We start from the raw sequence: 22,085 nt of genomic DNA, 5'->3' as shown, positions 1-22,085 counted from the left end.
CGAGTCCCCGTCAAAGGGAACTCGCTTTTCTCATGCCCACCATTCGGGGCGTTCATAGTCGACCAACACCTGTTTTTCGAGGAGGCGTGGTACAAGGTATGAGGTGACGTTCGGAAGACGATCATCGAGGTCGGCCGGATGGACCATCACTTCGATGGATCGTCCTGGTTCGATGGCATCGAGCGTCGCATGGGAGACGCCATCCGCGTAGAACTGATCACTGAACCGTTCGGTCACCCACAAGTCTCGGCGTGACCCGAGCGTCGTTAAGGCCCGAAACGTCGTGTCGTATTCTTCAGCGAGACGAATGATGACGTCGTGCAGGACCGGCCAACCGTGAATGTGATGGTGGCTGTCGAGATGGTCGAGTGGAAGTCCTGTCGCAAGGAACGCCTCGATTTGGGCTTTCCACTCCAAATAGACGAGTTCCGGGTCAGGCGAGTCTTCAATCATGAAGCGGCTAGTGTAGCGGAACGTGCCATCTTCTTTCGTGAGGGGAGCACTCGTGTCGGCGAGCGGTTTGCCCCAAGACAAGACGAGATGGACCCCGACACGGAGCGACGGATGTTGTTTCGCGAGTCGGACCGCTTCCTCGACGGCATACCCGTTCATGATCATCGTCGCCGAATTGACGATTCCATTCACGTGACTGTCGAGTGTGCCGGCGTTCACACCCGTCGTCAAGCCGAAGTCATCGGCGTTGACGAGGACGAACGTTTTAAGCATTGACGAGACCGAGTGCCTGGTCGAGGACCAGGTCGCCTTTCATCATCCCATACGCCATGTTATCGATGACCGCGACCGGGACGTCGACGGACGACTTGATTTTGCCTTCGAGGTAGCGAACTTGTGGTCCAATCAAGATGACGTCGACGTTCGACTGTTCTTTCAAGCGCGACTCCGGAATCGCGTCAATGGATGCGTCGAGTCCGCGTGCAGCAGCTTCCTTTCGCATTTTTTCCACTAAGATTGATGTCGACATTCCTGCCGAGCAGACGAGTAAGATGTTCATGTCGTTTCCTCCAATCGATTCAAACGGGTGATCATGTCAATCATTTCGACGGCGAGTTCTTTCACGGTCATCGCCGTCATAAGATGGTCTTGTGCGTGGACGAGGAGGACGCTCATGTCGCTCGTCGTCCCCCGTGCCTCTTCTTGTAACAGCTCCGTTTGTAGCTTGTGTGCGTCCAAGAAGGCCGCGTCGGCTTCTTTCAACTTTACCGCCGCTTCGTCCGCTTCACCGCGTTTCGCGGCAGCGATAGCCTCGAATGCAGATGAGCGTGCATTTCCGGCATGTAAGATAATCATAAACGAGAGTTCTTGGATGGTTTCGGTTTTCACGAAATCTTTTCTCCTTCCTCAGTAGCAGCTTTGTTTTTATTGATTTCGGCTGTCATCGCCTTCGCTCCTGCCATGACGAATGGAATATACATCGCTGTCGCAATCGACAAGTTGACGATTTGGAGCAAGACGCCGCGAACGCTACCGCCCGTTACCAAATAGCCACTGATGATTGGTGGTGTTGTCCATGGGACGATGGCGACTGTCTTCGGAACCATGCCTGTCGAGAGCGCGACATAAGAGACGATGGTGAGCGTGACCGGCACTAAGATGAACGGTACGAGCATGATCGGGTTCAATACGATTGGAAGACCGAAGATGACCGGTTCGTTGATGTTAAAGAGACTGGCTGGTGTCGACAGTTTTGCCACTTGGTGATACGGGTGATTCCGTTGTTTGCGGACGACGATGAAGATCGCGAGTAAGAGCGCGAACGTCGTACCCGATCCACCCATGAAGACGAACGCATCCAAGAACGGTTTTGTGACCGTGTACGGTACATCAAACGCTGACGTTCCAGCTTGGAAGGCAGCCAAGTTTTGCTCGATGAGCGGGAGATAGACCGGTTCGATGACCGAGCCGATGATGTTCGTCCCGTGAAGCCCGAAGAACCAAAGGATGTGGTTCAAGAAGGCGATGAGCAAGGCAGCCGGGAGTGAGTCGCCGAATCCTTGGAGCGGTTGTTGGATCGCTTTAAAGATGACTTCAAATACACTGAGTTCGACGACGAGCGTCATGAAGAGCTGGAATCCTGCAACGACCGTCAAGATGATCATTGATGGGATGAGCGCTTGGAATGAACGTGTAACCCCACCTGGTACACCTTCTGGCATCTTGATCGTCAGTTTCGTATTGATGAGGTAGCGGAACATTTCTGTAACGAAAATCGATACGATGATGGCGACGAAGAGACCTTGTGCGCCGAGCCATGCGAAGTTGAGACCCCAGTCAGCAGTGACCGGTACGAGCATGATATACGAGGCGAGCGACAAGATCCCCGCCGCGAGCCCGTCAATCCCGTATGAACGGGCCAAGTTATACCCGATCGAGAAGGCGATCAGGAGCCCGAGTATCGCGAAGGACGCATTCCAAATGCTACCGCCAAGCCCTTGCCAATTACCTTCGCCGAACATGCTGTTCATCGAGCCGACGAAGTCGAGTGAGAGACCACCGATGTTGATAGCTGGGAAGTTGTTGATGAGGACCGCGAGCGACCCGACGATGATGAGTGGCATGACGGAAACGAATCCGTCACGGATGGCGACTAAGTGCCTTTGGGACCCAATACGTCCCGCGATTTCAATAAACTTGTTCATGAGTAAACCTCCTTCTTAAATTGGGGTAGGTACGCCTCGTGCGCTGTGAACAGCTCTTTAAGAAGCGGGTCGATCCGTTTCTCGTCCTGGATGAGCGGGTTCATGAGGCAGGCAAGGTAGGCGTCCTCGTACGTGCCAGATACAGCCGCTTGGATGGCGAGCTGTTCAAACGTTTTTAAGTTCGTGATGAGCCCACGGATCGGTAGCGGCAACGCGCCGATGGAGATTGGGCGAGGCCCCGACTTCGTGATGACGGCGTTCACTTCGATGACCGCATCGTCTGGTAAATCTCGAATCGTGCCGTTATTGAGCGTGTTGACCGTCTGGATGTCACCGCGGTCGTTGTGAATCGAGTCCATCAAGTTGCAGGCGGCGTCTGAATAGTAGGCGCCTCCACGTTTTTCAAGCTCTTCCGGTTTGACGGCGAGATCGACGTCTTTGTATTTCTCGAACAACTGCGCCTCGACTTGTTGCACGACTTCGGCACGGGTGCCATTTTGTGCGTACGCCTCGAGATCTTTCTTCAACACATCTTTCGTCTGGAAGTAATACTGGTGATACGGGTTCGGTAACATGCCGAGTGACGATAGGAACGATTCGCTCCAACCGAGACCGACGATGTTCGCCGGCGAGTAATCGTTGCCTGAGTTGAGCGAGGCGAGGACGTCACTCGTCCGATCCACGCCGTCGACCCATACGTGACGACCGAAGACGAAGTGGTTCAATCCGATAAATTCAATCGCGACTCGTTCGACAGGTGTCTCGAGGATCTCAGCGACCGAGTTTCGCATGTTGAACGGGATGTTGCAGACACCGATGACCTTCTTATGAGATGAGTGCTTGAGTACGGCCTCGGTGACGATGCCCGCCGGATTGGTGAAGTTGACGAGCCAGGCATCCGGACAAATCTCGGCGACTTCATTTGCCAAGTCGATCAAGACCGGGATGGTACGGAACGCTTTGAATAATCCGCCTGCGCCATTCGTCTCTTGCCCGATGAAGCCGTGCTTGAGCGGGATGCGTTCATCGAGCGCGCGTGCCTTGAGTCCACCGACCCGAATCTGTGTGGATACAAAATCTGCGCCGACGAGTGCGGCTCTTCGATCGAGCGTCCAACTGAGTGTGATCTCGGCGTTTGCCTTTTCAATCATCCGCTGAGCGAGACGACCGACAATCTCTAGTTTCTCCCTCCCTTCTTCGATATCGACGAGCACGATCTCCCGAACGGGGAACGTTGCCTGTCGATCAATCAATCCTTCGATGATTTCCGGGGTGTAACTGGACCCACCGCCGATGATGACGACCTTGACTGCCATGGTGCCAACTCCTCCTTTTGAAAGCGATTTCTTTTTTGTCGTAACAAATATAACAAATGATACAACTTTCAGCAATATAAAAAATACAAATAATACAAATGAGTTTTTGTATTTGCATTTGTATGCTTGCTGTATCACAATAAAGGAACCAACCCAACGTAAAGGAGATGGAGACATGTCGCAATCGACGCTCCAAACCGCAATCAAGGATGAACTGCTGTCCCGCATCAAGAGTGGGCACTATAAAGAAGGGGAAAAATTTCCGACCGAATACGCGCTTTGCGAGGAGTTCGATGTGAGCCGGACGACGGTGCGTGGCGCCCTCAACCAGTTGACGACGGAAGGCTATTTGGTCCGTCAACAAGGCCGTGGGACGTTCGTCGCCGGGAAGAAAGTACAACAGACGTTGTCGTACACGCCGAACAACTATGCGGCCCAGCTCGCCGTCCAAGGAAAACGTGGGCAAGTCGCCTTGATCGACATCTCGGTCATCTCGGCGTCCGGTCAAATCGCATCGGTGTTTGAAGCGGAAGACAATGCCCCGATTCAAAAGATTGAGCGAATCCGTCATGCGGACGGGGAACCGACGCAGTATGAGGTCTCGTTCATCCCGTGGCAGATCGCACCGGGGATCACGAAAGAACAGGCGGAACATTCGCTCTTCCGGACACTGGCGGAGGTCCACGACGTTCATGTCGCAAAGACGACGGAGGCATTGGAGATTGCCTTGGCTGATGAGAAGGTGAGTGCGCTCCTCGACTGTCCACTCGGGTCACCGTGCTTCCATATCGAGACGGTGACAGAGGATGAGTCGGGACGGGCGATTGAATACTCACGCTCCTACTTCCGTGGGGACAAGACGAGCTTCGTCATCGAACGGGATTATAACTAACAAAAGCGCCCGACTGTTTCGTGTGGAAACGGTCGGGCGCTTTGTTCGTTTAACCTGTAACAAAAAGAAACATGGTCATTTTGAGTGTGAATGACTATGTTCAACAAAACTGAGTACGAATCTCTTATATTCGCAACAACCGATTACAGACTGCATTCTTGACCACCTCATCCTCTCTTTTTTGTACACTAGAACCAGGAGGCGAGAGAAGCATGTCAATCATTGAATTCAAAGATGTGAGTCATCAAGACATCCTGCACCATGTATCCGGGCCGTTTCGAGAAGGACGAATCACAACGTTCGTCGGACCGAGCGGCGCCGGCAAGACGACGTGTCTGAAGCATATCAACGGATTGCTGTCACCAGACACGGGCACGATTCTTTTCAAGGGGGAAGACATCGCGGAGATGGACATCCTCGAACTACGAAAGAAAATCGGGATGGCGTTTCAAAGTGCGCCGATGATTCAAGGGACGGTGTACGACAACTTGAATCTCCCGAAAGCCATCTTCGACGAGACACTTGACCGCGACCGGGCTGCCGAATTGCTCCATCGCGTCGACTTAAATGAGGCGCTCCTCGACCAACCCGTCAAATCACTATCGGGTGGGGAACGGAGTCGGGTCGCCATCGCCCGGACGCTCGTCAATAAACCGGACGTGCTCTTACTCGATGAGATCACGGCGAGCCTTGATTACCGGACGGTGAAAGAGATCGAGCGACTCATTCGAAAACTGCAACAATCATATGGTGTGACCGTCATTTGGATCACCCATGACCTCGACCAGGCACGGCGGGTGAGTGACGACATGTGGTTCTTGAAGGACGGGGAACTACTTGCTTACGGGGACGCATCGTTCATCGATGAGTCGGACAATCCCGTCATCCAACGATTTGTCAGGGGGGAAGATTGATGTCATATATTGAACTCGCGACGGCGCTCATCTTCGTCGTCATCCCGCTCGCCTTGACGCTCGTCCTACGACTTGGACTCGAGCGTGATATTATCATCGCGACCGTCCGCTCCATCATTCAACTGTTGATCATCGGCTATATCTTGACGTTCGTCTTTGAGAGCGACAGTCCGATCTTCATGCTGTTGATGATTTTACTTATGATTGTCGCCGCGACACAAAACATCCGACGGAAAGGGGACGGGATTCCGGGCATCATGTGGATTATCGTCTTGACGCTCGTGACGATCGAAGCGCTGACGATGGGACTCATGCTCGGGCTCGGTATCATCCCATTTGAGCCGGAAAAGGTCATTCCGATTAGTGGGATGGTCATCGGGAACAGCATGGTGTTGTCGCTCTTGTTCTTGAACAAGTTCAAAGACGAGGTCGAGCGGAGCGACGACGTCATCGAACTCATTCTTTCACTCGGCGGCACACCGAAAGTGGCCATCGACCGCAGCTTGAAGAATGCGATTCGCACGAGCATGATTCCGACTGTCGAGGCGCAAAAGACGATGGGGCTCGTCCAACTACCGGGAATGATGAGCGGTCTCATCATCGGGGGAGCTGACCCGATGGAAGCGGTCCTGTATCAACTCTTGATCCTGTTCTTGATTTTGACGACCGCCTCAATCTCAGCGACGCTCGTCGGCTATCTGGCGTACCCACGACTGTTCAATGAGAAGATGCAGTATATCGGACTGACCTATCGGAAGGGGAAATGAAACATGATCACAGGGATTCATCATGTGCAGCTCACGATTCCAACTGGAGCGGAGCAAGAGGCGAAGGCGTTCTATTGTGACTTTCTTGGTCTACGTGAAATCGAGAAGCCGGATTCATTGAAGGGGCGAGGTGGATTTTGGCTTCAGGTCGGCGACCGTTCCGTTCATGTCGGGGCAGAGGACGACGTGGAACGACAGAAGACGAAAGCGCATATCGCGTACGCTGTGACGGATTTAGCTCATTGGAAGGAAGCGCTTCAAGAGAATGAGATTTCTTACTCCGAAGGCATCCCGATTCCAGGATTCGAGCGGTTCGAGTTCAGAGACCCGTTCGGCAATCGGGTCGAGATGATTCAAGCGCTCTGACGAAAGGGAGCATCCAAAGCGGATGCTCCCTTTGTCGTTCTTCAAGAAATACCGAACAGGCGAGTCACTTGCTCCCATTCGGACGGGTAGGCGTTACTGCCATGATGCTCGTGAATGAGTGTCCCGTTCGTGTATACGCTGAGGCTCCACTGCGTACCATCTAGCGTGCGAACCCCTTCCAGTTCTTCGAAGACGGTTGGCCACCAATTCGTTCCAAGCAGATGAAACGCGACGCGCATCTGTTTCGCTTCCTCTCCCTCATAGTATTCGAATTCAAAGGGCTCCGTGATTAACGTATCGGACCGCTCGATGTGACGAAGGACGGTGCCCCTCTCAAAAAAGGTGATCGTACTCACATCATACGTGCCGAACCCACCGACGCGGAAGATGACCTCGACCATCGATTCTTGAGGACGACCGATCGCCTGAAGGATGCGCTTTTGGAGCGGGTGTTCGACGAAAGAAGGAGGGATATGATAAAGGGCGCGAAACGTTTTGTCTTTCATGAAACTTCAACCTTTCTCGGGCATAAGATGCCCCGAGTATAGCGGAATCTTCCGGACGAGGGAGACAAAATAAAGTGCAAGGTACGAAAAAAGCACCTCTTGAAGAGATGCTTCATTGTTAATACACTTCGTACGTCTGTCCAGTCTGCGCGCCTTCGACGCTCTTCACGTAGGCGAGGGCGACCCGTTCACCTGGTACTGCCGCGTAACCACGGAAGTAAGGACCATACGAATCGAGTGCTTCGACGAGGACGTTCGGGCTGACGTTGTTGATGCGGATGCCCCGTGGCATCTCAATCGCCGCACCGGTCACGAATCCTTTGATGGCCCCGTTCGCTAGTGCCGCCGATGCGCCTTCTTTGATGGGGTCGTCCATCAAGATTCCGCTCGTCAGTGTGAAGCTACCACCATCGTTTACATGATCGAGCCCGAGAAGGACGAGGTTGACCTGTCCTTTGATTTTGCTGTCGATACTCTTCTGATTATCTGCCGGCGTCATCTCGGAAAGTGGACCGAAATGCGTGCTGCCCGCCGTACTGATGACCGCGTCGACCCGACCGACCGTCTCATACATGTGGCGGATGCTGTCTTCGGAAGTGAGGTCGACTTGCACGTCCGCCCCGTTACGCCCAGCTCGGATGATCGTATGTGCTTTCTCCAACTCTTTTGCGACGGCCTGACCGACCGTGCCGCTTGCCCCAATGAGTAAAATGTTCATGTGAAAACTGCCCCTTTCGTCACGCTTAGATTCCACTTCAGAGTAGCGGATGGTGAGGACGTTCGGCAATCAAGTTGCCTCTGGCGGAACGACCGTGCCTTGATGGAATCGCATCTTCCAACGTCCGTCCACGAATACCCAAATCGAGCTACGGCGTGTTTCGCGATTCAATACCGGTTGAACGAGACGGTACGTCACCAAAACGTGACCTTCCGTCAACGGATGTAGCGTGAATTCGGATAACACAGCCTCAATCGGATCGAGCTGGAGTGTCGTCTGATCCCAGTCTTGATACAGCAACCGTCCCGAGCTACCGATTTCAAAGAAGTCGTCGGTCAATAGTTCACGCAAACGCTCCGGCGACTGCCTGACTTCCGTCGTCAATAATGCTTCTTCTAGTGTTTGAAGATGATCTGCCAACTCGTTCATGTCACGACTTCCTCTCTTCGTTGATTCATCACGATGACGCCGAGGACGATCAACAAGAGACCGATTCCGTTCAATGCAGAGAGAACTTCCCCGTATATGAACACTCCGATGAGTCCCGTCGCCACGGTCCCGAGTCCGGCCCAAATGCTATAGGCGATACTGAGCGGGATCGTCTTCAACACGATGCCCATGAGGGTGAACGACGCGGCGAAACTAACCAACAGAATGGCGCTCGGAACGAGATTTGTGAATCCATCCGACAGTTTCAACATCGACGTCCCGAGTACCTCAAATCCGATAGAAAAGAAGAGTAAAAGATAGGCTTGCATTCCGATTCACCTCACACTTTCATCAAGACGAGCCCGATGATGACGAGCCCAATCCCTGCAATTTTTTGACGACTGATCTGTTCCCGGAAGACGACGAACCCGATCACTGCCGTGAGTGCCGTCCCGACCCCGCTCCAAAACGCATACGCGAAGCTGAGCGGGATGGTGAAGAGGGCAAGTGATAAGAGATAAAACGCCGTCCCATAACCGAAGGCGACCCCGAGAATTGGGAGACGGCTCGTCGAGGTGGCGTTCACTTTCAACATGCTCGACCCGAACAGTTCCGAGGCGATGGCCCCGATCAAATAGATGAATCCCATATTACAACCCTCCTTGAAGCAACTCGTCACATGCTTCCCGAATGAGTGTCGCCGCACGGTCCTTGAACGATTCGCTATACCCATACAAGACAGCGAACCAAAAGCCGTCACAGAGAAGGCGAAGTTTTAAAATCGCATCCTGGTCCGGCCCGTCGACAGCGAAACGCTCGTCCCAACCGGTCGACACGTCACTCCAAATCGACTCGCTCGTTGCATCTTCTTGCGAGGAGATAAAGACGGCAACGAGGTCCATATCTCCGTGATCGACATCATCCAATGTCGCCAGTGCATAGGCACGGGTAAACGAATATGGACCGTCCGATAGATGGGCGGTGATTCGTTTCTCGAACGTCTCGATGGCGAATTCGTTCATCTGTCGCAATAAGTTGGCCTTATTGTCGAAATGATAGAGGACCCCGGCTTTCGTGATTCCTGCTTTCGTCGCCAATCGTTCGAGCGACAACTGACTGATCCCGTCCTCTCGAATCATCTGGGCGGCAGTCTGTAGCAACAATTGTTTTTTACTCATCCAATCACACCTCTCTTTACTTTACTGACCGTTCAGTAAAGTTAGTCTATCAAAATTTGCGAGGGGTTGTCGAGATAGAACGTTGATGGAATAATCAGGGAAAAGGGGGGCGTGACATGGGTTCACATTTGATGCATCTCGTCATCGCGAATGAGATGTTACCAGCGTTGTCGGAGGTGGATGAGGTCGCATTTTTGCTTGGAAGTCTCGCACCGGATGCAACGACAGAAAAAGAGGCATCCCATTACTACGCAGGACGCCATGATGATTTATCTCGTCGTTTAGATCTTTCCCAATACTGGATTGACAGCAAGGAGGAAGACTTCTCATATCGACTCGGCTATTACGCGCATCTCGTCGCGGATGAGATCTGGTTGCAGGGATTCTATAAAGGTTGGTTGAAAGAGCTCATCACCCAGGACCCGTCAAAACAGGCGGCCTATTATGCGGACTTTGATGCATACAATGCCCGTCTCTCGGAACGCCTCGGGACGTTCGATTTTGAACGTTTGAAAGGAAATCCAGAGCTCGTTGAACTGGTCGAGAAAGTCGAGCAGGACGCGGCGATGACGGAGGAGGGGACATACACGATGTTCCTCCCTGATCAATTGGATGGCTATGTCGATACGTGTGTCCGCCGCTGCCTGGAGATGGTCAAACGGAAGCGGGCGATGCTCGTATGAAGAGGCGATACGCACCACTCTACGCCACGATCGGACTATTTATCCTGACGGTGATCACCTTCTTCACCTTGAACGGTCGGGTATTCCCGAATCTCGAATTGATGACGGTCATTTGGGTATATCTCGCGATTGACATCGCCTTGTTCGCCACGTTGATTTGGGGCCTGTTCACGAAGGATCGAATCATAAAAATTTACACGCTTCTTGCGACAATCGGGTTGATGATCCCGTTGTCGATTTGGATTTTCTTATTACTGTTGGCGAACGGGATTTCGGAGGCGTGAGATAGATGGATGAACCTAAGAATATTCCGTTTCTAATGCGTCGCGTACCATTTTTCATATTAGCAGCCCTCGTGGCTCCGATAGCAATCGTCCTTTTAATTATCTATTGGCGAGATTTGGACGATGATTTACGATTTGGACATCTCATTTTTTCGGTCATTTTATCCTTATTTTTCGTGGTAGACCTTCTACCGAGAGGGATGACACAAACCGTATTATTGGCGTTCACAATCACATGTGTATGGTTCATCACCTATATTGTGTTTCGAGGTAAAAAGAGGGCACGGCACAATAACGATTGAACTCTAAACTAAATCGCATGAACCCAACCGAGAAAGTGGACCTTCCACTTTCTTTTTTTGTGCGTGCATCTATAGAAAGAAAAATTTTCCTATCCGAATCTTGTCAAATTGGCATTGCGTATCCACATTTTGTTTGTTATGCTACTTGATGAAAACGACAATGATAATCATTATCACTGATAACGAGAATGCGATACTAGACATACATAACCAACGTGGCTCGTTTTTGGTGCGAGGATCATTGAAACTTACATACAGAGGAGATGGATGAAGTGGGGAAATTCAAGATTTCACTCATGTTGACGTTGCTCGTCTTCGTACTCGCCGCATGTGGCGGAACGAGTGAGACGAAGAAAGAAGAAAACGTCGACGGCGCAACAAAGACAGAGACGGTCGAAATTACAGACGCACATGGCACAATCGAGGTACCGGTCAACCCGGAGAAGGTCGTCGCCCTTGATAACCGGACGTTCGAAACATTGGCAGCATGGGACATCGACTTGGTGGCGGCACCGATCGGACTCCTTCCAGCGGAATCGCCATATGCATCAGACAAAGACATCGCGGACGTCGGCATGCACTTCGAGCCGAACTTAGAAGCGATTGCAGGAGTTGACCCGGACGTCGTCATCGTCGGTCAACGTTTCGCAGATTACTACGAGGACATTAAAAAGTTGGTACCAGAAGCAGCGGTCATCGATTTGAACATCGAGATCCCAGAAGACTCAGGTACACCGGGTGAGATTTTAGTCAAAGGATTGACAGACACGACGCTCACACTCGGAAAAATCTTTGACAAAAACACAGAAGCCGAAGCCATCGTCGCTGACCTCGACAAGTCGATCGAAGACGCGAAAGCGGCATACAACGGAAAAGATACAATCATGTCGGTCATCGTATCGGGTGGAGACATCGGGTTCTCAGCTCCGGTAACGGGACGCGTGTTCGGACCGATGTACGACATCTTCGGATGGGTCCCGGCCCTTGAAGTCGAGAAGAAGACAGGTGACCACGAAGGTGACGAAGTATCCGTCGAAGCCATCGCAGAAAGCAACCCAGACTGGTTGTTCGTTCTCGACCGTGACGCACCACTCGGTGACGCAGAAGGCGCAGTACCAGCAGAAGACGTAATCGACAACGCACCGGCGCTTCAAAAGACGACGGCTGTGTCGAAAGAGCAAATCGTCTATGCACCGAAAGACACGTACTTGAACGAATCGATTCAAACGTACGTGGAATTCTTCAACAGTGTCACGGAAGCGCTCGCGAAGTAAGGTTCCGTTATGCAAAAACCATTGACAGCCAGGGTTGAGACGATGTCTCAGCCCTCCTTTTCTAGATTGTGGACGAAGTCGTTCGTGTTCACCGTGATCATCGTCCTCGGTTTGGCGGTGCTGTCGCTCTTTACCGGGGTGTACGATCTGTCACGGACAGACGGCTTCGATATGTTTTGGATCACCCGAGTCCCAAGGACGGTCGCCCTCATGCTGACGGGTGCGGCGATGGCAATGGCGGGGCTCGTCATGCAGCTCATCACACAAAACCGACTCGTCGAACCGACGACGACGGGGACGCTCGAATGGGCGGGACTCGGACTGCTCACCGTTTACTTGCTCGTACCGGCACCGAGCCTCATGATGCGGATGACCGGGGCAATCGTCTTCTCGTTCATCGGGACGATGGTCTTCTTCTGGTTCTTACGTTCGGTCAAACTTCGTTCATCGCTCATCGTGCCAATCATCGGGCTCATGTTAGGGGCGGTCATCTCCGCCATCTCGACGTTCCTCGGTCTATTCTTCCGAGCAAGCCAGGCGATCGAGGGCTGGTTCGTCGGTTCGTTCGCCTCGGTGCAAATCGGGCGCTACGAGTATCTATGGGTCATCATCGTCGTGACGGTACTCATCTTCTTACTGGCGAATCGCTTGACGCTCGCGGGGTTAGGTGAAGACATCGCGACGAGTCTCGGCGTGAACTATAACCAGCTCATGATGATGGCGACGGGGCTCATCGCCTTATCGGTCGGTGTCGTGGCGACGGTCATCGGGAATTTACCGTTCCTTGGACTCATCGTCCCGAACCTCGTCTCGATGTTCCGCGGGGATGATTTGCGCAGCAACCTTCCATGGGTCTGTCTTGTCGGGATGGGTGCGATTCTCGTCAGTGACTTGATTTCACGGACGATCATCATGCCGTTCGAACTCCCGGTCTCACTGATTCTCGGGACGGTCGGGGCAATCGTCTTCATCATGATCTTGATGCGACAACGGAAGAAGGGAGGGGTTCGATGAGTACGGTCATGGAACGAGACGGTGTCGAAGTATCAATCGGGGAATTGAGAGAAGAACGTCATGCTTCAGCGTTTCAATCGAAACGGGCGAGCAGGCGCTATTGGCTCTTCTTAAGTGCCTTCATTCTCGGCGGACTGTTGTGTGCGCTCGGGCTTCTCCTTTATAACAATCCGGTCCCGATGGACTCTCCGTCATTCGTGCCGGTCGTGGAACGGCGAATCGTCGCCATCGTCACGATGTTGATTGCGGCACTCTGTCAAAGTCTTGCGACGGTCGCATTCCACTCGGTGACGAACAACCGTATCATCACGCCATCGCTGCTTGGATTCGACGCGCTCTATTCGACGATTCAGACGAGCATGGTCTTCTTCTTCGGGGCAGGGGCGTTGATCGGCTTCTCGGGGACAAGCGCCTTCTTGACACAGGTCGGCCTCATGGTGACGATGAGTCTCCTCCTTTACGGATGGCTCTTGTCAGGGAAATACGCCAACCTGCAGCTCATGCTGCTCATCGGGATCATCATCGGGACGGGTCTGAACTCGGTGTCATCGTTCATGCGTCGTATGCTCGCCCCGTCCGAGTTCGATATCCTGCAGGCACGGCTGTTCGGTTCGGTGACGAATGCCGACGTGGCGTACTTTCCCATCGTCATCCCGATCGTCGTCATCGCCGGGACACTCTTGTTCCTGTTCTCGAATCGATTGAATATCGTCGCACTCGGCAAGGACGTCGCGACGACGTTCGGGGTGAACCATCGGAGGAGTGTCATCTACACGCTCGTCCTGATCTCACTCCTCATGTCCGTCTCGACGGCGCTCATTGGACCGCTCACGTTCTTCGGATTCTTAGTCGCGACGCTCAGCTATCAGGTCGCCTCGACGTATGACCATAAGTACGTCTTTCCGATGGCGTTCGCCCTAGGGTTCTTCGTCCTGACGAGTGCATATTTCTTTATGTATCACATATTCCAGACGCCAAGTGTCGTCTCCGTCATCATCGAACTGTTCGGCGGACTCATCTTCTTGGCCGTCATTCTAAGGAAGAGGTCGCTATGATTCAAATCGAACAAGTCAAAAAATCGTATACAGACGATGTCCACATTGGACCGCTCACGCTCGATATCCCGAAAGCCGGATTCACTTCATTGATTGGACCCAACGGAGCGGGCAAATCGACGACACTCATGATGATCGGACGGTTGCTCAACTTAGACGAGGGTCAGATCCAAGTCGCCGGCATGGACGTGTCGAGCACGAAGTCGAAAGACTTGGCGAAAATCATCACCATCCTGCGTCAAGAAAACCACTTCGTGACACGGCTCACGGTCCGACAACTCGCCGGGTTCGGACGTTTCCCTTACTCGAAAGGGCGCCTCACAAAAGAGGACGAGGCGATCATCTCGAAATATATCGACTTCCTCGACTTGACCGCGCTCGAGAACCGCTATCTCGACGAGCTCTCAGGAGGACAAAGGCAGCGTGCCTATGTGGCGATGGTGCTCTGTCAGGAGACGGAATACGTCCTCCTCGATGAACCGCTCAACAACTTAGACATCGCTCGTTCGGTACAGATGATGGAGTATTTGCGCCACGTCGCCGACGAGTTCGGACGGACAATCGTCACGGTGCTCCACGACATCAACTTCGCGGCGAAATACTCGGATCGCATCTGTGCGATGAAAGACGGACAGATCGCTGCGTTTGGAACGGTCGATGAGATCATGGACGCGAAGATTTTATCCGAAATTTTTGAGACGAAACTGGAAATCATCGAAGGGCCGTATGGGCCGATTGCGGTGTATTAACGAAAGGGAGAATTCACATGAAAATTGACTGGACACCGATCACTAAAGTCGTAAACGAGGCACCGGATACATACACGTTCCATCTCGCCTTGCCACCTGAGTTCACGTGGCAGGAAGGGGCGCATACGCATCTCGCGCTCGAAGGGTTCAACGCTGGGGACAAGCCGGACCGAAGTCTCGTCCGCCATATGTCGATCTCGACATTGCCGCACGAAGGAGCGATCGGGATCACGACCCGAATCAAGACCGAATGCTCGACGTTCAAATCGATCCTTCGTGACATGGTACCGGGGGACAAGGTCGCCTTGTTCAAGACACATTCGAACGTCCCGCTCGAACGGAGTGGGAAGAACGTCTACCTCTTATCGGCGGGTGTCGGACTCGCGACATTCCGTCCGGTCGTCCTCGAGTACTTGGCGAACGGGGAAGGTGTCCCGCATCTCCATTCGTTGAACGTTGATTCGTCGAAAGCGTATCTGTTCGGTGACGTCTTCGAATCGAACGAGCACTTCACGTCAGAATTCGTCCCGAGTCGGAAAGACTACTACGAACGCGTGGAGATGATGGCATCCGACAAGGACGCCTTGTTCTATATCGTTGGTAGTGATGAGCTGTTGCATGAAACGATCCAGGTGCTCCGGTCGAACGGGGTGGCATGTGACAACATCAAGATCGACAAGCATGATTTTCAGCGGGATGACTTTTTAGGTTGATACTCAAACCGGGGACACGTGCCCCGGTTTTTTCGTGCACAACTGAACGAATCGTTCGAAGATTCCACGTCCGTCCGGTGTTCCGATTGATTCGGGATGGAACTGGACACCGTACGTCGGATGGGTCGGGTGTTCGAGAGCCATGATGACACCGTCTGTCGTCTCGGCCGTGACCGTCAGTTCGGTCTTTTGTACGACGAGCGAGTGATAGCGCATGACGTCCATCGATAGCCCTTCAAAGAGGACGCTTGGCACCGTATTGATCCGTGAGACTTTTCCATGCATCACCTCGTTCGCCCGTCCGACGACTCCGCCGAACGCCTCGGCGATGGCCTGATGACCGAGACAGACCCCGAGAATCGGGATATAGCCGGACAGTTCTCGCACGACCGCGAGCGACACACCGGCGTCTTTGGGACCACCGGGACCGGGGGAGAGGATGATACCACTCGGGTTCATGCGACGGATTTCTTCTATACTATGTTCATCGTTCCGGATGACGCAGACGTCACTGAAGCGAGCGACGTCTTGATAGACGTTATACGTGAACGAATCGTAGTTGTCGATGAGGAGAATCATGCGAACACCTCCAATAGGGATTTGGCTTTATGCAGCGTTTCTTCATATTCCGATACCGGGTCTGAATCATAGACGATGCCGGCGCCGGCTTGGACGTGGGCCGTGTCACCTTGGACGACCATCGTCCGGATGGCAAGGGCGAAGTCGAATCCGCCCCGGACATCGAGATAGCCGACCGCCCCGGCGTAAACTTCTCGTTTCACCGTCTCGAGCTCGTCAATCAACTGCATCGCCCGAATCTTTGGAGCTCCGGAGACGGTACCGGCCGGAAGACAGGCACGGAGCGCATCGATCGGGGTCACATCGTCACGTAAATCCCCTTCGACTTCCGAGACGAGATGCATCACGTTTTTGAATCGTTCGAGCTCGATGTGTTTCGGGATGGTGACTGTACCGACTTTCGCGACCCGCCCGATATCGTTTCGTCCGAGGTCGAGGAGCATCCGATGCTCGGCGAGTTCTTTCTCGTCTTGAAGGAGTGACTCCGCGTGACGCGTGTCTTCCTCGACGGTCTTCCCACGAGGGCGTGTCCCGGCGATCGGGTTCGTCGTCACTTTGCCGTTCTCGACACGGACGAGACTTTCAGGAGAAGCACCGAGGACGATCGCTTCCCCGAGGTCGATGTAGAACAAGTACGGACTCGGATTTTGTTTCCGCAGCGTCCGGTAAAAGTGGAACGGGTCCCCGGTGAACGTCGCGTCGATTCGTTGCGACAAGACGAGTTGGAACACCTCGCCCGCTAGGATTGCCTCTTTCGCCTGGAGCACGCGGTCGATAAATTCGTCCTTCGGCGTCAAGATGCGCTCGCTCGTCCGGACGACCGGTTCGAGGGCGTGTGTCTCCGGTGTCTCGAGCTGTTCGCGGATGGACTCGAGTCGCATCGTCGCATCCGTCTCGCTCGTATCGATCAGGATGGCCTGTTCCTCGAGGTGGTCGTATAAGACGACCGTCTCATAGCGTTGGAAGAGGGCGTCTGGCAAATCACGCGTCACGGTCGGCGTGTTCGGGATCGGTTCATACACCCGAAGCAAGTCATAGCCGATATAGCCGACGGCACCGCCGATGAACGGGTACGGTGCAGTGAAGTCGTCACGTGTGATGCGTTCGGATAAGGCATGGAGCGGGTCGTCTGCATAGATTGTCCCCGTTGCATCTGTCACGTCGTTCCCATCGACTCGGATCGTCTCGACTGGGTTCGCCGCGATGATGGAGTAGCGACCGTGCTTGCCTTCCGCGCGACTTTCGAGTAATACCTTTCGTTCACCTTGTAGTCGGTGGAAGATTGCCACCGGTGTGAGTTCGTCACCATTGATGATCCGTTGTTGCATTGAAAGAACCTCCTTATAATGGGTAATAGAAAGGGGATATGCCGATGTCAGTCTTACGACCTGACCAATTTTCAGGTGAAGCGTTGACCGAGCACATCGAACTCGAGGACACGCTGTCACCTTACGTTGATATCAAATCATATGAACTGAATCTTGAATATTTTGAGGCAGTCGTTCGTCATGCCCAGCAATTGTTTGATGCGTTGTTCGAAGAGGGCGACCCCATCCGAATCGTTTGGCATGTACATGGACAGCCCGTCAAGCCGACCCTCTTGTTCCGTTATATCCGGGACAAATCGGTGCGCTTCAAGACGACCGCCACATCGTGCACGTTCGATGACGAACCGTTATGGATGTTCACCGTGCCGGTAGCAGACAAGTCCGAAATCCGTGTGCGACCACTCCTCGAGGCGATTTGTTATCAAGATTTTTATACAAAATCAAAGCCTCGTTTGAACGGAGAGTTCACAACATATCCGCTCGTTCAGTTCATCCACGAACGAGAGGGTCACGTCTTGTTCGTATACGATGACCGCGGTGCGTATATCCGTGGTACGTCACCAGCCCATCTCCAATCGCTCAAACAAAAAATCTCCCCGTCCCGCATGCCCAATCGGACATGAAGGACGAGGAGATTCCCCGTGTTGCCACCTTCGTTGAAAGACGCCTTGTCTTCCCACTCATCGCGAACCATCATTCGCTGTCCCCGATAACGGGAGGACCCGTCAGAGCCTACATGTCGGTCTGAACGCTCAAAAGCCCATTCACGCAAGGTACGCCACCGGTTCACATCGACCACCGGCTTTCTGAAGACGTCCCTTCGCGCTACTCTTCTTTCTCATCGCGAGTTCGTATGAATGTTATCGTTACTTTAACGGGATAAAGATGCATTGTCAAGCATCATTTGACCGAAGCGTGCCCCACCTGACGTTTCCCGATGAATGTGAACGTGATCCCCAATGCCAAAAGGGGAAGGAGCCACCACTTCGTAAAGAAGAAGAGGGTGCCCCGATACATGAACCACTCCATGCCCAAGTAGGCGAAGAGCGTGATCAAGGGAGCGATAGACAAGCGCTTCAAGTGCAATGCGAGGGCGACCCCTAGTCCGATCGTAAACGTTGGAACGATCACGAGTTGCCATAGGAACGGATCGATATAGTGAAACATGGAGAGTCCTCCTTATAACGAGTAATCACGACACATCAGGCAGATTTTTTTGTTTTCAACAATCCGACGAAGATGAACGAGAACAAGAGCGAAATCAGCGGGAAGATAACATTCCACGAACTGAGATGGCTGACATCGAACGGACTGTGGTCATAATAGACGGCAAAGTACGTCAATTCGATGATGGCGTTCAACAAGAACGTCACCACAGGGCCGACCCAGACCCGTTTCATGATCATGGCGACCACGACACCACCGCCGATGGTGAGAAACGGGACGATGACGAGTTGCCATAAGAACGGGTCGATATAGTCAAACATGGAGAATCCTCCTTATAACGATTTGTACCCTAGGAAGTACGGGCGCCACATCGGGTCATGGATCGAGTTGATTTGAAGCATCTCGCCCCCGGCATGGATGAAGAACTCATCATCGAGCATGATGCCGATGTGCGATGGACCGGATTTGTACGTGCCGGCGAAGAAGACGATGTCCCCGCGACGGCCACTCGTGATACCCGTCCGTTTATTCTTGAAATGGCCGCTATGCCAGTAACCTGACACGTTCGTGCGACCGCCGATTTTACCGGCTTGATTCGTCGCGTAGTGGATGAGACCGGAACAGTCAAAACCGCCGTTCAGCGGAGACTGTGAGCCCCACGTGTACGGTGTCCCGAGATGTTTCACCGCGACGGCAATCATGCGTTCTTTTTGTGAGTTGTCCCGTTTCTTCAACAAGGCATCTCGTTTGATGCGAATGTCTTTCGTCTTGACGTAGACCGGACGCCAGTCGTATTGGATGAGATAGGAGTCGCCACTCTTCCCACGAGGGTAGATGCGACGACCGGCATCGAGATACCCGATCGGACGGGTGTCGTTCGGGTTGGCGTAGAACGGCGTCTTCTTCGTCGTCCCATAGTGGGCGGCCGTATAGACGCTCGCCGGTTGAATCGCCTTTGGTTTCGTCTCGGCGATATAGGGGTTCAACACGTACACACGTTTCCCGGACGGAAGACGGACGTGCCAGAAGTCGGCATCAATCGAGCGGAGCCCGACGAGTTTCGTCCCACGGGGCAGAGTGCCGGCCGGACGACCATACGCAACGTCAGCCGAGAAGTAAGGCGTCCCGTTGAACTGTGTATAGAAGACCGTTCCTACCTTCGGCTTCGCGGTCGGTTTCGAGACAGCGAGGTAGCCAGTCGCGACATAGCGATAGGCTCCGTTTAGTCGAATGCGCGTGTAGTAGCCGCTCGTCCCATATGTCTCGATGAGCTGACCTCGTTTCAATGAACCGACTTGTTTCGCGATTGAGGTCGAGGCGTATACTTCGACCTCGTTATATCGGCTGTATCGTTTCCCTGTCGCTTCGAAGCGAGGTGGTTTTTTCGTACTCGTCACGCTCGTCGGGACGAAGTAATAGTTCCCTTTCGTGAAGATGCGGGTATAGCTTCCACGGGTGCCATAGATGTAGACGAGCTGACCCCGCTTCAGGGACAAGGTCGTCTTGGATGATTTCATCGTCCGAGCATAGACCGGTGTGTTTTTCGTGATGTACCGTTGTCCGGTTTTAAGATAAGGTGGCTCCGTCGTCCCAAGCGATGCGGATTCGACGAAGACATATTGTCCGTTGTAATAGACACGGGTGAACAGACCGTCTGTCCCATAGATGCTGACGAGTTGGCTCCGTTTGAGTGAACCGACGACTTGCTTCTTGTCTGTGTCTAAATAAATCGATGCCTCTTTTTGAGCATAGCGGCTCCCCGTTTTAGCGTAGCGGGGCATCTTGGGAGCGAGTGCATCTCGCTTCATATACACGTACATGCCATTTTGATAAAGGCGGGCCATCGAGCCATTTGTGCCATATACGCTTACTCGTTTGCCTCGGACAATCGTCCCGATGATCTCTCCGTCCTCATTCATATAAGAGGATGTCGTCAAGACGAATTGGGAGTCCGTCTTGAACGGGATTCGATTTGTCATCGAGAGCGGGATGTATCCGACAGTTCCATTTAGATCGACACGCATCTGTCCGTCGATGAGGAAGCCGTTCAAGGTTTGACCGGCTTCAAGCGGAGTCATGGTTCCACCATCTGGTGAAGACGAGAGGGTCGCTCCCTCTTTTGCGTAGCGGGTCACTGCCGCCGGGACCGTCTCTCCGAGGGCGTCACGGGCGACATATGTACCGTCCGTCGTGAGGAGAAGGTCGCCTTCGATATCGAAGACGTCGACCGCTGTCCCGATGGCGAGTGTTGCGACTACATTTCCGGCAGCATCGCGTGCATCCGTCTCCGTATGGACGTAACGGGTGACAGCGTATGATAAGGCGTCGTTTCGGACGAATCCTTTTTGTGAAGCAACGGTGACGGACGTATGGGTCTCGGTCACCTCATGGATATCCACACGCTCCGCTTGGCCTGTGACCAGGAGGACGACCGTTTCTTCTGGATCGGCATAGAGGGTCGTGCCGGCACGAAGCAAGGCCTCAGACCCGATCGCTTGAGCGGTGAGTGTCCAATAGAAGGTAAAGAGAAAGAGCAAACTGAAGATTCGTTTCAACATTTCCACCTCGATTCATGAAATTTACAGTTTTTAGTATATACATAGTAGGGATGAAAAAGGTTGCTTATTTCGATAAAAGGGAAATGATTGAAGGAATCCGTGCTCAGCATTCCACTCGTTCGTTTGCGACCATCTGTGCTATGATGGACGGGGAAAGGAAGGGACAACTATGGAGACACTCAACATGAAACAACTTTCTGACGACCGATCGGCCCATCAAGTGGCCGGCGATCTCGACGCGATGCGGGCGCTCATGCACGACTCGTTCCGATATGTCGATTCGAGCGGGCGTCAGTTCGATAAAGAGACGTTCTTAGACCAGTTCGTCGACCCGACAGCGATTCAATGGATCGCACAGGACACGGTCACGTTCGATGAGACGGTACGCGGTGACCTCGCCGTCGTCCAACTCTTGCTCGAGGAGAAATTTATTCTCGGCACGAACGCGTACGAAGGTCGCTTCTGGATGCTTCATCTTTATATGAAAGAAGATGGCGTCTGGTTATGGCAAGGCGGACAAGCGACGATGATAAACGAAGGATGATAAGCGTTCAGACACTCCGAATCGATGGAGTGTCTTTTTTTATAAAATGAAGGAAATGTGAATTTGAAAAATATATGCCTATTTTAGAAAAA

Annotated in this window: 29 protein-coding genes and 1 other annotated feature; of the genes, 13 read left to right on the top strand and 16 right to left on the bottom strand. The window is 53.0% G+C overall.

The window, feature by feature from the left end; all coding sequences use genetic code 11:
* Nucleotides 1-30 precede the first annotated feature (30 nt).
* From OKS35_RS08505 to OKS35_RS08485, 5 genes are read right to left on the bottom strand one after another with little or no spacing between them, the layout of a single operon-like run.
* Entirely contained in the window at nt 31-726 is a 696-nt protein-coding gene (locus OKS35_RS08505; RefSeq protein WP_264092866.1) for a carbohydrate deacetylase, read from the bottom strand.
* Nucleotides 719-1,012 (bottom strand): PTS sugar transporter subunit IIB, encoded by a 294-nt coding sequence (locus tag OKS35_RS08500; protein ID WP_012727190.1) that lies wholly within the window; start codon nt 1,010-1,012, stop codon nt 719-721. Before OKS35_RS08500 ends, OKS35_RS08505 begins: the two co-directional genes overlap by 8 nt.
* Entirely contained in the window at nt 1,009-1,341 is a 333-nt protein-coding gene (locus tag OKS35_RS08495) for a PTS lactose/cellobiose transporter subunit IIA (protein ID WP_269317675.1), read from the bottom strand. The genes OKS35_RS08500 and OKS35_RS08495 overlap by 4 nt, the downstream gene beginning before the upstream one ends.
* On the bottom strand, nt 1,338-2,657 hold the full coding sequence (locus OKS35_RS08490) for a PTS sugar transporter subunit IIC (protein WP_264092864.1): 1,320 nt from the start codon (nt 2,655-2,657) through the stop codon (nt 1,338-1,340). Before OKS35_RS08490 ends, OKS35_RS08495 begins: the two co-directional genes overlap by 4 nt.
* A complete protein-coding gene (locus OKS35_RS08485) occupies nt 2,654-3,973 on the bottom strand; it encodes a 6-phospho-beta-glucosidase (protein WP_159562858.1) in 1,320 nt (439 codons plus the stop codon). The genes OKS35_RS08490 and OKS35_RS08485 overlap by 4 nt, the downstream gene beginning before the upstream one ends.
* Nucleotides 3,974-4,148: 175 nt before the next feature.
* Here OKS35_RS08485 and OKS35_RS08480 point away from each other — a divergent pair, with 175 nt between their 5' ends.
* The 4 genes from OKS35_RS08480 to OKS35_RS08465 all read left to right on the top strand — a co-directional run bounded on the left by OKS35_RS08480 (nt 4,149) and on the right by OKS35_RS08465 (nt 6,912).
* Entirely contained in the window at nt 4,149-4,865 is a 717-nt protein-coding gene (locus OKS35_RS08480; protein WP_012727186.1) for a GntR family transcriptional regulator, read from the top strand.
* 212 nt (nt 4,866-5,077) lie between these two features.
* Nucleotides 5,078-5,779, top strand: a complete 702-nt coding sequence (locus tag OKS35_RS08475; RefSeq protein WP_264092863.1) for a phosphate ABC transporter ATP-binding protein — start codon at nt 5,078-5,080, stop codon at nt 5,777-5,779.
* Nucleotides 5,779-6,546: an ABC transporter permease gene (locus tag OKS35_RS08470; RefSeq protein WP_074035973.1), complete on the top strand. Its 768-nt coding sequence runs from the start codon at nt 5,779-5,781 to the stop codon at nt 6,544-6,546. The genes OKS35_RS08475 and OKS35_RS08470 overlap by 1 nt, the downstream gene beginning before the upstream one ends.
* A 3-nt stretch (nt 6,547-6,549) precedes the next feature.
* Complete coding sequence (locus OKS35_RS08465; RefSeq protein ID WP_047794922.1) at nt 6,550-6,912, top strand: VOC family protein; 363 nt, start codon at nt 6,550-6,552, stop codon at nt 6,910-6,912.
* Nucleotides 6,913-6,953: 41 nt separating this feature from the next.
* Here the strand turns inward: OKS35_RS08465 and OKS35_RS08460 are convergent, their stop codons facing one another.
* From OKS35_RS08460 to OKS35_RS08435, 6 genes are all read right to left on the bottom strand, one after another.
* On the bottom strand, nt 6,954-7,418 hold the full coding sequence (locus tag OKS35_RS08460; RefSeq protein WP_264092862.1) for a hypothetical protein: 465 nt from the start codon (nt 7,416-7,418) through the stop codon (nt 6,954-6,956).
* Nucleotides 7,419-7,536: 118 nt separating this feature from the next.
* Nucleotides 7,537-8,136: a short chain dehydrogenase gene (locus OKS35_RS08455; protein WP_264092861.1), complete on the bottom strand. Its 600-nt coding sequence runs from the start codon at nt 8,134-8,136 to the stop codon at nt 7,537-7,539.
* Nucleotides 8,137-8,205: 69 nt separating this feature from the next.
* Entirely contained in the window at nt 8,206-8,565 is a 360-nt protein-coding gene (locus tag OKS35_RS08450) for a DUF4440 domain-containing protein (RefSeq protein ID WP_264092860.1), read from the bottom strand.
* Nucleotides 8,562-8,894: a DMT family transporter gene (locus tag OKS35_RS08445; RefSeq protein ID WP_159562850.1), complete on the bottom strand. Its 333-nt coding sequence runs from the start codon at nt 8,892-8,894 to the stop codon at nt 8,562-8,564. The genes OKS35_RS08450 and OKS35_RS08445 overlap by 4 nt, the downstream gene beginning before the upstream one ends.
* An 11-nt stretch (nt 8,895-8,905) precedes the next feature.
* Nucleotides 8,906-9,214 carry a DMT family transporter gene (locus OKS35_RS08440; protein WP_074036309.1) on the bottom strand — a complete coding sequence of 103 codons (309 nt, stop codon included), beginning with the start codon at nt 9,212-9,214 and terminating at the stop codon, nt 8,906-8,908.
* Nucleotide 9,215: 1 nt separating this feature from the next.
* Nucleotides 9,216-9,743: a TetR/AcrR family transcriptional regulator gene (locus tag OKS35_RS08435; RefSeq protein ID WP_074035977.1), complete on the bottom strand. Its 528-nt coding sequence runs from the start codon at nt 9,741-9,743 to the stop codon at nt 9,216-9,218.
* 116 nt (nt 9,744-9,859) lie between these two features.
* Here OKS35_RS08435 and OKS35_RS08430 point away from each other — a divergent pair, with 116 nt between their 5' ends.
* The 7 genes from OKS35_RS08430 to OKS35_RS08400 all read left to right on the top strand — a co-directional run bounded on the left by OKS35_RS08430 (nt 9,860) and on the right by OKS35_RS08400 (nt 15,817).
* Nucleotides 9,860-10,426 carry a zinc dependent phospholipase C family protein gene (locus OKS35_RS08430; protein WP_159562849.1) on the top strand — a complete coding sequence of 189 codons (567 nt, stop codon included), beginning with the start codon at nt 9,860-9,862 and terminating at the stop codon, nt 10,424-10,426.
* Entirely contained in the window at nt 10,423-10,710 is a 288-nt protein-coding gene (locus OKS35_RS08425; RefSeq protein WP_196431141.1) for a hypothetical protein, read from the top strand. Before OKS35_RS08430 ends, OKS35_RS08425 begins: the two co-directional genes overlap by 4 nt.
* A 565-nt stretch (nt 10,711-11,275) precedes the next feature.
* Entirely contained in the window at nt 11,276-12,286 is a 1,011-nt protein-coding gene (locus OKS35_RS08420; RefSeq protein ID WP_264092859.1) for a siderophore ABC transporter substrate-binding protein, read from the top strand.
* 9 nt (nt 12,287-12,295) lie between these two features.
* Nucleotides 12,296-13,300: an ABC transporter permease gene (locus OKS35_RS08415; protein ID WP_031422514.1), complete on the top strand. Its 1,005-nt coding sequence runs from the start codon at nt 12,296-12,298 to the stop codon at nt 13,298-13,300.
* Nucleotides 13,297-14,355: an iron chelate uptake ABC transporter family permease subunit gene (locus tag OKS35_RS08410; RefSeq protein WP_047794929.1), complete on the top strand. Its 1,059-nt coding sequence runs from the start codon at nt 13,297-13,299 to the stop codon at nt 14,353-14,355. The genes OKS35_RS08415 and OKS35_RS08410 overlap by 4 nt, the downstream gene beginning before the upstream one ends.
* On the top strand, nt 14,352-15,104 hold the full coding sequence (locus tag OKS35_RS08405; RefSeq protein WP_031422518.1) for an ABC transporter ATP-binding protein: 753 nt from the start codon (nt 14,352-14,354) through the stop codon (nt 15,102-15,104). Before OKS35_RS08410 ends, OKS35_RS08405 begins: the two co-directional genes overlap by 4 nt.
* A 17-nt stretch (nt 15,105-15,121) precedes the next feature.
* Nucleotides 15,122-15,817 (top strand): ferredoxin--NADP reductase, encoded by a 696-nt coding sequence (locus tag OKS35_RS08400; protein WP_264092858.1) that lies wholly within the window; start codon nt 15,122-15,124, stop codon nt 15,815-15,817.
* Between the two features lie 3 nt (nt 15,818-15,820).
* Here OKS35_RS08400 and OKS35_RS08395 read toward each other — a convergent pair whose 3' ends face one another.
* Nucleotides 15,821-16,396, bottom strand: coding sequence for an anthranilate synthase component II (locus OKS35_RS08395; protein WP_264092857.1), 576 nt, complete (start codon nt 16,394-16,396; stop codon nt 15,821-15,823).
* Nucleotides 16,393-17,724, bottom strand: coding sequence for an anthranilate synthase component I (gene trpE, locus OKS35_RS08390; protein ID WP_264092856.1), 1,332 nt, complete (start codon nt 17,722-17,724; stop codon nt 16,393-16,395). Before trpE ends, OKS35_RS08395 begins: the two co-directional genes overlap by 4 nt.
* A gap of 44 nt (nt 17,725-17,768) precedes the next feature.
* Here trpE and OKS35_RS08385 point away from each other — a divergent pair, with 44 nt between their 5' ends.
* On the top strand, nt 17,769-18,347 hold the full coding sequence (locus tag OKS35_RS08385; RefSeq protein WP_264092855.1) for a hypothetical protein: 579 nt from the start codon (nt 17,769-17,771) through the stop codon (nt 18,345-18,347).
* Nucleotides 18,344-18,575, bottom strand: a binding site (T-box leader). Its footprint overlaps the gene before it by 4 nt.
* A 49-nt stretch (nt 18,576-18,624) precedes the next feature.
* On the opposite strand, the gene OKS35_RS08380 is transcribed toward OKS35_RS08385, so the two are convergent.
* From OKS35_RS08380 to OKS35_RS08370, 3 genes are read right to left on the bottom strand one after another with little or no spacing between them, the layout of a single operon-like run.
* Entirely contained in the window at nt 18,625-18,891 is a 267-nt protein-coding gene (locus tag OKS35_RS08380; protein WP_264092854.1) for a hypothetical protein, read from the bottom strand.
* Nucleotides 18,892-18,926: 35 nt separating this feature from the next.
* Nucleotides 18,927-19,211 (bottom strand): hypothetical protein, encoded by a 285-nt coding sequence (locus tag OKS35_RS08375; RefSeq protein WP_159562839.1) that lies wholly within the window; start codon nt 19,209-19,211, stop codon nt 18,927-18,929.
* A gap of 12 nt (nt 19,212-19,223) precedes the next feature.
* Complete coding sequence (locus OKS35_RS08370) at nt 19,224-21,449, bottom strand: C40 family peptidase (RefSeq protein ID WP_264092853.1); 2,226 nt, start codon at nt 21,447-21,449, stop codon at nt 19,224-19,226.
* Nucleotides 21,450-21,618: 169 nt separating this feature from the next.
* Between OKS35_RS08370 and OKS35_RS08365 the strand changes: the two genes are divergently transcribed.
* Nucleotides 21,619-21,993, top strand: coding sequence for a nuclear transport factor 2 family protein (locus OKS35_RS08365; protein WP_251131792.1), 375 nt, complete (start codon nt 21,619-21,621; stop codon nt 21,991-21,993).
* The last annotated feature ends 92 nt before the right edge of the window (nt 21,994-22,085 follow it).

Origin of the sequence: Exiguobacterium sp. N5 (assembly GCF_025842465.1) — a bacterium.
GTDB classification, from domain to species: domain Bacteria; phylum Bacillota; class Bacilli; order Exiguobacteriales; family Exiguobacteriaceae; genus Exiguobacterium; species Exiguobacterium profundum.
Note: the sequence above shows the minus strand (reverse complement) of the source record. Positions and strands in the feature narration are given on the sequence as shown.